The 11,416-nt window shown below is 71.4% G+C and carries 7 protein-coding genes; 3 read left to right on the forward strand and 4 right to left on the reverse strand.

The annotated features are described in order from the left end of the window. Positions 1-7: 7 nt before the first annotated feature. Positions 8-2,476, reverse strand: a complete 2,469-nt coding sequence (gene uvrA, locus IG05_RS0132065; RefSeq protein ID WP_030347552.1) for an excinuclease ABC subunit UvrA — start codon at positions 2,474-2,476, stop codon at positions 8-10. Positions 2,477-2,691: 215 nt separating this feature from the next. Here uvrA and IG05_RS0132070 point away from each other — a divergent pair, with 215 nt between their 5' ends. The 3 genes from IG05_RS0132070 to IG05_RS0132080 all read left to right on the forward strand — a co-directional run bounded on the left by IG05_RS0132070 (position 2,692) and on the right by IG05_RS0132080 (position 7,782). Then, complete coding sequence (locus tag IG05_RS0132070; RefSeq protein WP_030347553.1) at positions 2,692-3,813, forward strand: hypothetical protein; 1,122 nt, start codon at positions 2,692-2,694, stop codon at positions 3,811-3,813. 309 nt (positions 3,814-4,122) lie between these two features. Beyond that, positions 4,123-5,298 (forward strand): glutathione-independent formaldehyde dehydrogenase, encoded by a 1,176-nt coding sequence (locus IG05_RS0132075; protein ID WP_030347554.1) that lies wholly within the window; start codon positions 4,123-4,125, stop codon positions 5,296-5,298. Positions 5,299-5,607: 309 nt separating this feature from the next. Further along, on the forward strand, positions 5,608-7,782 hold the full coding sequence (locus IG05_RS0132080) for an FUSC family protein (protein ID WP_030347555.1): 2,175 nt from the start codon (positions 5,608-5,610) through the stop codon (positions 7,780-7,782). Between the two features lie 282 nt (positions 7,783-8,064). Here IG05_RS0132080 and IG05_RS0132085 read toward each other — a convergent pair whose 3' ends face one another. Genes IG05_RS0132085 through IG05_RS0132095 form a run of 3 tightly spaced genes read right to left on the reverse strand, consistent with a single transcriptional unit; the run spans position 8,065 to position 11,413 of the window. Continuing rightward, on the reverse strand, positions 8,065-9,342 hold the full coding sequence (locus IG05_RS0132085) for an ABC transporter substrate-binding protein (protein ID WP_199808415.1): 1,278 nt from the start codon (positions 9,340-9,342) through the stop codon (positions 8,065-8,067). Positions 9,343-9,347: 5 nt separating this feature from the next. After that, the gene (locus IG05_RS0132090; RefSeq protein ID WP_030347557.1) at positions 9,348-10,535 is read right to left on the reverse strand and encodes a branched-chain amino acid ABC transporter permease; all 1,188 of its coding nucleotides are present in this window, start codon (positions 10,533-10,535) and stop codon (positions 9,348-9,350) included. Continuing rightward, the gene (locus IG05_RS0132095) at positions 10,532-11,413 is read right to left on the reverse strand and encodes a branched-chain amino acid ABC transporter permease (protein ID WP_030347558.1); all 882 of its coding nucleotides are present in this window, start codon (positions 11,411-11,413) and stop codon (positions 10,532-10,534) included. Before IG05_RS0132095 ends, IG05_RS0132090 begins: the two co-directional genes overlap by 4 nt. Between the last annotated feature and the right edge of the window lie 3 nt (positions 11,414-11,416).

Here is an 11,416-nt window from a genome sequence, read left to right on the forward strand (position 1 = left end):
GCTGTCGTCAGGAGTGCGCGAGCCGGGCCGCGAGATAGGGCGCGGTGGCGCTGCGGCGGGCCCTCGCCACCTTGGCCGGCGGGCCCGCCGCGACCACCCGCCCGCCCGCGTCGCCGCCGCCCGGACCGAGGTCGATGACCCAGTCGGCGGTGGCGATCGTGTGCAGGTCGTGCTCGACGAGGACGACCGTGTTGCCGGCGTCTACGAGCCGGTGCAGCTGTCGCAGCAGCAGCGTGATGTCCGAGGGGTGCAGCCCCGCCGTCGGCTCGTCGAGCAGGTAGAGCGCGTGCCCGCGGCGGGCTCGCTGCAGTTCGGTGGCCAGTTTGATGCGTTGCGCCTCACCGCCGCTGAGTTCCGTCGCGGGCTGGCCCAGCCGCAGGTACCCCAGTCCCACCTCGCGCAGCGTCTCCAGACTGCGGGAGGCGGCCGGGACGGCGGACAGGAACTCGGCGGCGGCGTCGACGGACAGCGCCAGTACTTCCGCGATGTTCTTGCCGCGGTGGGTGACTTCCAGCGTTTCGGCGTTGTAGCGGGCGCCCTCGCAGGTCGGGCACGGCGCGTAGGTGCCGGGCAGGAACAGCAGTTCCACCGCGACGAATCCTTCGCCCTGGCAGGTCTCGCACCGTCCTTCGGGCACGTTGAAGGAGAACCGCCCGGCCGAGTAGCCGCGCGCCCTGGCCTCGTCCGTCGCCGCGTACAGCTTGCGCACCGCGTCGAACATCCCGGTGTAGGTGGCCAGGTTGGACCGGGGAGTGCGGCCGATGGGCCGTTGGTCGACCCGGACCAGCCGGTCGAAGGACTCGATCCCCGACGCGTCCTGGACGTCGACCTCCAGCTGCGCCTCGTCGGGCTCCTCGGGTACGAGTCCGAGGTGGCCGCGGACGACCTCGGCGAGCACCTGCGTCACCAGCGTCGACTTCCCGGAACCGGACACGCCCGTCACCGCCGTCAGTACGCAGAGCGGTACGTCGACGGACACGTCGTGCAGATTGTGGCGGGAGACGCCGCTCAGGTGCAGCCAGCCGTGCGGTGTCCGCGGGCGGTGACCGAGCGGCTGGGCACGCCCGAACAGGTACTGGCTCGTGGCCGACTCCCCGACCCGCTCAAGACCGGCGACCGGGCCGCTGTACAGCACGCGTCCGCCGCCCTCGCCCGCACCGGGGCCGATGTCGACCACCCAGTCAGCCCGCCGTACGACGTCCATGTCGTGCTCCACGACGAACAGCGAGTTGCCCGCCGCCTTGAGGCGGTCCAGCACGTCCAGCAGCGGTTCCGCGTCAGCCGGGTGCAGGCCCGCGGAGGGTTCGTCGAGGACGTAGACGACGCCGAACAGCCCCGAGCGCAGCTGGGTGGCGATCCGCAGGCGCTGCGCCTCGCCGGGCGACAGGGTCGTCGAGCGGCGCCCGAGGCTGAGATATCCGAGGCCCAGGTCGAGCAGTACGTCGATCCGCGCGACCAGATCGCCGCAGATCCGGACCGCGACCTCGGTCGTCTCCCCGGACCGGGCGGTCGACGTGGTGGCGTCGGCCTCGGACCGCCCCGCGACGGGCCGCAGCAGCGCCACGACCTCGGTGAGCGGCATCGCGTTGATCTCGGCGATGGAACGTCCGGCGAAGGTCACGGCGAGCGCCTCGGGCCGCAGTCCGCTGCCGTGGCACTCGGGGCAGGGCACACTCCTGACGAACCGGAGCGCCCGTTCGCGCATCTTCTCGCTCTTGGAGTCGGCGAGGACGTGCATGACGTGCTTGCGGGCGCTCCAGAACTTGCCCTGGTAGCCGTAGTCGATGCGGTCCTCCTCCGGCTCGATGTACACGGAGGGCTGCTCGTCCGTGTACAGCAGCCAGTCCCGGTCCTTCTTCCTGAGCCTGCGCCACGGTCGGTCGATGTCGATTCCCAGGCCGTTCACGACACTGCGCAGGTTGGCGCCCTGCCAGGCGCCCGGCCAGGCGGCGATCGCCCCCTCGCGGATGCTCAGCGAGGGGTCCGGGACGAGCAGGTCCTCGGCGACGTCGTGCACGACGCCCAGCCCGTGGCACTCCGGGCAGGCGCCGGCCGCGGTGTTGGGTGAGAACGACTCGGCATCCAGCCGTGTGGCCCCGGGCGGATAGGTGCCGGCGCGGGAGTACAGGATGCGCAGCAGATTGGACAGCGTGGTGATGGTGCCGACCGTCGATCGCGAGCTGGGCGACCCGCGTCGCTGCTGCAGGGCCACGGCCGGCGGCAGGCCGGTGATTTCCTGCACGTGCGGTGCGCCGACCTGTTGCAACAGCCTTCGGGCGTACGGTGCCACGGACTCGAAGTAGCGCCGCTGGGCCTCCGCGTAGAGCGTGCCGAACGCGAGCGAGGACTTGCCCGAACCGGAGACGCCGGTGAAGGCGACCATCGCGTCCCGCGGAACGTCGACATCGATGTTCCGCAGGTTGTTCTCACTGGCGCCTCGGACATGCACGAAGGGGTCCGTCGCGTCCTTGTTCACCCTTCCTGAGTACCTGATCGCGCCGGGAACCGCGCGGCAGGCGCCGTGACCGGGCCCCGCTCACACGAGCATCCGGAGAATCCCGGCTTCGGCGACAACAGCCCCGTACCGCCCGCACCCGCCGGCAGGGCCAGCGTGTCACGCGGCGTCGGCGTTTACCCCGGGGGCATCCTGTGGGCACGTGCGATCGCGGGGGCAGCCGACGAGAAGGAGTCATGCGGGTGTCGTCTCAGGGCGTTACGGTCGTGGCCCTCCTGGCGGATCCGGACGCGCCGACGGAGATCGCACAGCGCATGGCCCGGATACTTGCCGATCGGCTCGCCGACACGTCGGACCAGGGCCGACGGTTCGACGTCGAGGTGGTGAGCGAGCCCTTCACCGCGGGGACCGAGGACCCGCCCGCCTTGATGCACCGGATCATGGAACGCGGAAGTGCGGAGAATTGGGACATCGTCGTGGCCCTCACCGACCTTCCGCTGCACTCACAGGGGCGCAAGCTCGTGGTGGATCTGAGTCACGAACACGGCGTGGCGCTGCTGTCCCTTCCCACGCTGGGGGGCTTCCGGCTGCAGACCAGGGCCCGGCAGGCCGTGGAAGAAGTCGTGCTCAGCTTGGCGGGCCCGCAGGCCACTGGGGCTGAGGGGCCTCCGGGGAGTCAGCCGCTGCGGGGGCCCTTCATCGGTCGTCTCACGCCTATCCGTCCGGGCCAGGTCGGTGAGGAGGAGATCGCCGATCTTCGGTACATCGTCAGCGGGCCGCGCGGTTACCTGAGGGTGCTCCTCGGTATGGTCCGCGCCAACCGGCCGTGGCGCTTGGTGCCGGGCTTGTCGAAAGCCCTGGCGGCCGCACTCGCCACGGGAGCGGTCGCCACTGTGAACTCCACCATCTGGAGCCTGGCCGTGTCCCTGGGCACCCCGCGCCTCGTGATCGCCATGGTCGGGTCCGTCGCGCTCATGATCGGCTGGTTGATCGTGGACGCGAACCTGTGGCATCGAACGGATGAGGCATCGCCGGAGGCGAGGAAGAGGGCGGCTCTCTACAACGCCTCGACGGTCGTGACCGTGGGTATCGGGGTGCTCGTCTGCTACGTGGGGTTGATGGTCATCAACTTGGTGTGGGCGCTGTTCATCCTCAGCGACCGGGTGTTCGCTTCCATGACACGGACCCCGCTGCACGGTACGGAGTACTGGACGTTGTCCTGGTTCGTCGCTTCGGTCGCCACGGTGGGCGGCGCGCTGGGATCGGGCTTGGAGAGCGACGAGGCGATCCGGGCAGCCGCCTACTCCAAGCGCGAACAGGAACGTCGCAGCGCGCTGCAGGGCGACCACGGTGACTGACTGGTGACCTCGGTCGGAGACGCGCCGTCGGCAGGTGGTCGTCCGGGTCCCGGAACTGCGCTGATCGGACGGTGCGTGGCTGTTTCGCCTCGGGGCCGACGGGGACCCGGACGCCACGCCGCCGGAGCGCCGAAGCTCCGCCTGGCAGGCCGGCGGCGGCACCACCCGTTCCACCCGAACCGGGTGAACGGCCACAGAGGCGTGCCGGAGCCACGGACCCCGTCTCGGCGATTTTCGGGAGTCAGGCTCTTCGTGCCGTCTCCATCACCGTCGTGCCGCGGTCATGCCGCGACACCGAGGGAAGTCATCATGAAAGCAGCGGTATATGAGGGACCGCGAACGGTCACCGTGAAGGACGTACCGGACGCGAAGATCGAACACCCCTGCGACATCATCGTCAAGATCACCACCACCAACATCTGCGGTTCGGACCTGCACATGTACGAGGGCCGCACCTCGTTCGAGTCCGGCCGCACCCTGGGACACGAGAACATGGGCCAGGTGGTGGAGGTCGGCTCGGCCGTCCGCAAGGTCCAGGTCGGCGAGTACGTGGTCCTGCCCTTCAACATCGCGTGCGGCTTCTGCAAGCAGTGCGAGCGGGGTCTGACCAACTACTGCCTGACCATGCAGCCGGAACCGGCCCTCGCCGGAGCCGCCTACGGATTCGCCGACATGGGCCCCTACCAGGGCGGCCAGGCGGAGCTGCTGCGCGTACCTTACGGCGATTTCAACGCGCTGCGTCTGGGTGAGGACGCCGCCGACCGGCAGACCGACTACGTGATGCTCGCCGACATCTTCCCCACCGGCTATCACGCCACCGAGATGGCCGGCGTAAAACCGGGCGACCAGACGATCGTCTTCGGGGCCGGTCCCGTCGGGCTGATGGCGGCCTACTCCGCCCTCCTCAAGGGCGCCGGCCGCGTCTGGGTGGCCGACCACCAGCCCGACCGGCTGCGCAAGGCGGAGGAGATCGGGGCCATCCCGGTCAACACCGCCGAGCAGAACCCGGCGGAGGTCGTCAAGGAGGCCACCCTCGGTCTGGGCGCCGACAACGGCTGTGAGTGCGTCGGCTACCAGGCGCACGACCCCCAGGGACACGAGGACGCCAGCCTCACGCTCAACGGCCTGATCGACTCGGTCAGGTTCACCGGCGACATCGGCGTGGTGGGCGTGTTCCTGCCCCAGGATCCCGGCGGCGCGGAGGCCCAGGGCGAGCTGGAGGCGCAGGGCAAGGTGCCGATCGACTTCGGCATGATGTGGTTCAAGGGCCAGCGGATGGGCACCGGGCAGGCGCCGGTGAAGAGGTACAACCGGGCGTTGCGGGATCTGATCGCCGGCGGGAAGGCGAAGCCGAGCTTCGTCGTCTCCCACGAACTCAGCCTGGACGAGGCCCCCACCGCCTACGAGCACTTCGACGCCCGTGACGAGGGCTGGACCAAGGTGGTCCTGCATCCCAACGGACACGGCAACGGCCACAAGCGGTAGGAGAGCCGGGTCGCCGTCCGCCTGTGCCCCCCTGGACCGGTCCGGGAGACGGATGGCGATCTGCCCGTTCCCCGGTTGGAGTTGGGCGCAATCGCCTGCGCTCCGGCCGGACCTGGACCAACGGCGATTGCCCGGCCCGGAGGACGGACGGCGGACGCTCAGCGGTGTCGGCAGTGACAGCACCACGTCCGGCCGCTGCGGCCGCCGGCCGGTTCGCGGACCGCGTGGGAGGCTCTCCTTGCCCTACGGCTGCCGCACCACCACCAGGCCGAAGCGACCCGGCGGGGCGTTCCGGCTAGGCTCACGTCCGTGACGTGGCTGCGGGCCTTCGGGGAGGTCGTGCGATCCGGGCTCACGATCGAGGAGACGCGGCTGGAGCCCCTGCTCGCGCTGCGCACGGCCGCCGGGGTGGCGATCGTCATCGGACCGGCACTGTGGCTGATCTCCCCTGCGTATGCCGCGTCCGCCGCCCTCGGCGCCTACTCCGCGGGTGGGGCCACCTTCCAGCGCACCTGGCGACCACGCAAGGTGATCGCGCTCGGCGCGGGCGCGGGTCTGGCGCTCAGCACCCTCGTGGGCTACCTGGCGGCGGGGCGACTCGTGACGTTCCTCCCGCTGCTGGCCGTATGGGCCTTTGCCGCGGGAATGGCGTGGGCCGTCGGATCGACCGCTGGGATCGTCGCGGCGACGACGGTCGGCAGCATGCTGGTGACCATCACCCTGCCCACGAGCGTCGGGCGAGCCCTGGAGCACGCCGGAGTCATCGCGCTCGGGGGTGTGGTGCAGGCCGTGCTGATCTTGCTGTTCCCGGTCCGCCGTTGGGGGGCGCATCGTGACGCGCTCGCCGACGCCCTGGCCGCCGTGGCGGACTACGCCCGCCGGCTGCGGCACGACCCGACCGCCCCGTTCGACCCGGAACCCTTGATGACGGCCCGGGACGCGGCCGCCGTGACGCCGTCACAGGCCCGCACCCGTCCCCCCGTCCTCCACGGCCCCCGGGGCCTAGCCGAGCGCATCCGGCCGGTCGTCGCCGCGCTCGCCGACCCGGACGTCGGCGCCCCGACGGAGGGACCCGGGCGGGACCGCGCGCGGGAGCTGCTCGGAGCGGCCGCCGACGTCCTGGACGCGGCCGCCCGTTCGATCCGCCTCGGCACTCCCGTCGGCGTGCCGCCCGGGAGCGCGGACGTCCTGCGCGTCGACGAGGAGCACGAGGTGCTGGAGGGGCCCGCCCGGCAGGCCGCCGAGCGGCTCGTGGAACTGCTCGGCGAGGCGTTGGAGATCGCCGGGAGCGGCTGCGCGCGCGAGAGGACGCCCATCCCGCCCGGCCCCGCCGGCGCCCGGTTCCTGGTGCGCCCGACCATGCTCCGGCTGGTCCCGGTCGTCGTCCGGGCGGTGCGCCGTGAACTCCGCCGGGACTCGCCCGTCTTCCGGCACGCCGTGCGCCTGGCGGCGGTGGCCACGCTCGGCTATCTGATCGCCGCCCGGCTCCCCCTGGGCCACGGCTACTGGGCGCCCATCGCCTCGGTGATGGTGATGCGGCCGGACTTCCACCGCACGTACGCGCGTGCGGTGGCCCGTCTCGCCGGGACCCTGGCGGGGGTCGGGCTCGCCACCGGGATGGTGCGGGCCCTGGGCCCGGACGCCCATGTGTTCGGCGCGCTGGCGGTGGTCTCGGCGGGGCTGTCGTACACGGTGATCCGTACCGGCTACGCCTACTCCCAGTGCTTCACCGCCGCGTACGTCGTCTTCCTGCTCGGCATGGGAGGCCAGGCATGGGAGCAGACGGTCCCGGAGCGGGTGGTGCTCACCCTGCTCGGCGGGGGCCTGGCGATGCTGGCCTACGTGGTGTTCCCCGCGTGGGAGACGCCCCGGCTGCCGGGCCGGCTCGCGGACTGGCTCGCCGCCAACGGCCGCTACGCGGCCGCGGTGCTCCGCAGCTACGCCGAACCGTCCCGGGAGCATCGCGCCGACATGCGCCGGGCCCTGCTGGCGAGCAGGGAGGCGCGTGCCGCCTGGCAGGAAGCCTACGACCAGGCGAGGCAGGAACCGGTCCGCCCCAGGGGTCTGACGATGCGCGAGGCACAGGATGCGCAGGAGGCCCTCAAGCGGTTCGGCCGGGCGGCGATGCTCATGGAGAGTCATGTCCCGCGGGCCGACAGCCGTTTCATCCCCGAGGCGGAGCGGTTCGCCGAGGCCCTTGAGGCGGACACCGCGCAGGCGGCAGACGCCGTGCGCGAGCACAGGAATCCGGACTGGGGGCACGTGGAGGAGGCGCTCCACGCGTGGGAGGGCGCCGCCGGGGACCGGAGCCCGGTGGTGCGGCGCGGGGCGGAACTGCAGAAGCGGGCCTTGCAGGACCTCGCGACGGCCGTGAGCCGCACGCCCCTGGAACGGGACGTCGGCTCCGCTCGCGAGGACCAGCGGGTGCGGGCGACCCTGGCTGCGGAAGGTGACGGATCGGGACCCGCGCACCGAGACGGGTGACGGTGCCGGCGACGGGGAGCGCCGCGCCTCCCGGAACGGGACATGGTCTCCCGGCCGCGTCGAGCACCGCCACACGTGCGCCGCTGTCGCCATCACGAGGACCAGACCCGCCCGAATCAGCAGTTCGATGCCCTCATCGTTTCGACGCATGAACTTCTCCGCCTCGGCCCGTCACGATGAGCACCTTGCGAATGCCGGCAATCAGGCCGACGAGGTGCGGACGTGCCCGCGCCCGCCGCGGCACAGCGCGTGGCGGGCGCGGTGATCATTCGTTCCGACGGCTCACTTCGCGACGGGGCCGAACTCCTCACGGCTGTCGACCGGCTTGCCGAACAGCTGCCACCGCTCGCCCTTGAACCGCATCAGCTGCATCGTCTCGATCGGGAAGGCGTCGTCGGGTCCGGTGGAGAGGGTGACCCCGGGCAGCAGCATGTCCACCTTGACGTCCTTGAGGTTGCGCACCGCGTCCCGCAGCCCCTCTCTCGTCGGGCACTTCATCGCGTCCAGGGCCTTGTGCAGGCTGGAGGCGACGGCCCAGCCGTAGGCGTTGAACTGGTTGGCCGGGTCGCTGCCGGGTGCGTACTTGTGCAGCGCCTCCTGGTACGTCTTCACCTCCGGGTCGTCGGCCCACTTCGGGTCGGCGGGGTCCTTGAAGTAGGTCGCCGAGACGACACCCTGCACGTTCTTGAACCCGACGGGCTTGAGCACGGCGGTGGACGACGCCACGTTGTTGACGATGTGCAGCGGGTTCCACCTGGTGTTCTTCGCGTCGGCGGCGAGGGCCTGGCTGCCGAACTTGGGCGTGGTGATGTCGAGCAGTACGTCCGCCTCGGAGCGGGCGAGGTTCGTCATCTGCGCCGAGACGGAGGGGTCGGTGACCTCGTAGCTCTCCGCGGCGACCACCTTGACGCCGCTGCCGGCCACCGCCTGCTTGAACCCGCCGAGCAGATCCTTGCCGAAGTCGTCGTTCTGGTAGAGGACCGCGACCTTGGCGTGGGGTCTGGCGTCCTTGAGGTACTTGGCGTACACCCGGGCCTCGGACACGTAGTTCGGCTGCCAGCCGATGGTCCAGGGGTGCTTGTCGTCCGTGCCCCAGACGGAGGCGCCCGTGGCGACGAAGGGCTGCGGCACCTTCTGCTGGTTGAGGTAGTCCCACACGGCCGCCGTGGACGGGGTGCCCAGGCTCTGGAACACGGCGAAGACCTTCTCCCGCTCGACGAGTCTGCGGGCCTCCTCGACCGCCTTGGGCGGCTGGTAGCCGTCGTCGCGGACGACGAACTCGACCTTGCGGCCCTCTATGCCGCCCTTGTCGTTGACGTGACCGAAGTAGGCGGCCACGCCCTTGCTGATCGTGCCGTACGCGGAGGCCGGTCCCGACAGCGGGTAGATCCCGCCCAGCTTGATGGTCTTGTCGGTGATGCCGGTGGTCTGCTGGCCCTTGCAGGCGCCGCCGGCGGCGGTGTCCTGGGCGTCCTGTCCTCGCCGGCTGCTGCAGGCGGACGCGGTGAGCAGAGCGGCTGTGGCGGCCGCGGCCACCCGCAGAGCGGTCGTCTTGCGCATGTGCTTCATTCCTTTTCCGTGCGGGGCGGTGCGCCCACGGGCTCGACATCGGCGACTGCGGGGTCCGCGGGCGCGGGGGTCGCGCAGGGCCCGGGTTGGACTCGGGGCTGCGGCTCCTCGTCGGCCGGGGACACATGTGAGGGGTTCGGCTCCCCTTCGGCTGCGGGTCCGGCACCGGGCGTGCGGTCGGCGGCGGTCGTGGCCGTGCGGGGCAGGCGACGGGTGACCGCGCCCAGGACACGGCCCGGCAGGCCGGCCAGTCCCGTCGGGGCCACGAACATCACGATGATGATCAGCAGACCGAACACCACTCCGGGTGCCGCCTCGCTCACGTCCTGGGACACGCTCGGCACGTACATCACGAACGCCCCGCCGAGCAGGGGCCCGTACAGCGAGCCGAGCCCCCCGACCACCAGGCCGGCCAGCAGCGTGATGGACAGCACGAAGCTGAAGGAGTCGGGCGAGACGAAGCCGATCACCCAGGTGTACACACACCCGGCGACACCCGCGAACATCGCGCTCCACGCGAAGGCCAGGGTCTTGTGCAGCGACAGCTGTACGCCCATCACCTCGGCGGCGGTCTCGTTGTCCCGCACGGCGAGCAGTGCCCGGCCGGCCCGGGACCGCATCAGGTTGCGGGCGAGCAGCAGGACCACCGCGGTGACGGCGAGGACGACGAAGTACGTCCACTGGTCCTCGGCCAGCCCGCTCCAGGCGGGCGGCTGCAGCTTGTCCACGGTCAGCCCCATGGAGCCGCCCGTCACCGGTTCGAGCCGCTTGAGCAGCGGCGGCAGGAACACCGCGAACGAGAGGGTGACCAGGGCCAGGTACAGCCCGCGCAGCCGCAGCGCGGGCACTCCGAACCCGAGGCCCAGCAGGAAGCATCCGGCGGCCGCGACCGGCAGCGTGGCCAGGTGGCCGGTGTCGTACCGGTCGAGCATGACCGCCGCCGTGTAGGCGCCCGCCGCGAAGAAGGCGCCGTGCCCGAGCGAGATCTGCCCGCCGAAGCCGACCAGCAGGTTCAGGCCGGACAGCGCCACGGCGTACACGAGCACCATGGTCAGCTGGAAGACCTGGAAGGGGGCGAAGTAGAACGGTGCGCCGACGGCGACGGCCGCGGCGAGCAGCAGGGTGAGCGCGGCCCGCAGGCGCCGGGCGCGGTCCGTGCCGAGTGGTGCGGCCATCGTGCTCATGCGCGCTCCACCGCCGCCCGTCCGAACAGGCCCTGGGGCCGCACCAGCAGCACCGCCAGGATGATCACCAGGGGGACGCCCACCTTCAGGTCGGCACCGATCACGTCCACGTACGCCCCGGTCAGCGTCTCGGCGACGCCCACGAACAGGCCGCCGACGACCGCGCCGACCGGGCTGTCGAAGCCGCCCAGGGTGGCCGCGGCGAACGCGTAGATCAGCACCCCGCCCATCATGTTGGGCTCCAGGAACAGCAGCGGCGCGACGAGCACGCCCGACACGGCGCCGACCGTCGCGGCCAGCCCCCAGCCGAGCATCAGCACTCGGCCCACGCGGATGCCCGACAGCCGTGCGGAGGCCGGATTGCAGGCGACCGCCCGCATCACCAGCCCGATGGAGGTGTGCTGGAACAGCAGGTACAGCAGGCCCATCACGACGGCCACCACGCCGATGATCCCGAGCGTCGACCAGTCGACGCGTACCCCCGCCAGGTCGAGCCCGCCGTCGGGGAAGGGCTGCGGGAAGTCCTTCACGGTGAACGACCAGATCAGGCCGGCCAGCGCGTTGACGAAGATGAACAGGCCGACCGTGACGATGACCACCGTCAGCTCGGGTGCGCCCTGCACGGGGCGGATGACGATCCGCTCCACCAGCATGCCGCCGGCGAAGGACACCAGGAGGGTGACCGGCAGCGCCAGCCAGAACGGCATCCCGGAGGCCACCAGTTGCCAGGCGACGTACGTGGAGAGCATGGCCAGCTCCCCTTGCGCGAAGTTGACGATCCCGGTGAAGCGGTGGATCAGGACCAGGGCCAGCGCCAGGCTGGCGTACACCGCCCCGGAGCCCAGCCCTTCCACCACTTGCTGGAGAAGATCGGTCACGGC

This window comes from Streptomyces sp. NRRL S-1022 (assembly GCF_000720135.1).
In the GTDB taxonomy this organism is placed as follows: Bacteria; Actinomycetota; Actinomycetes; order Streptomycetales; family Streptomycetaceae; genus Streptomyces.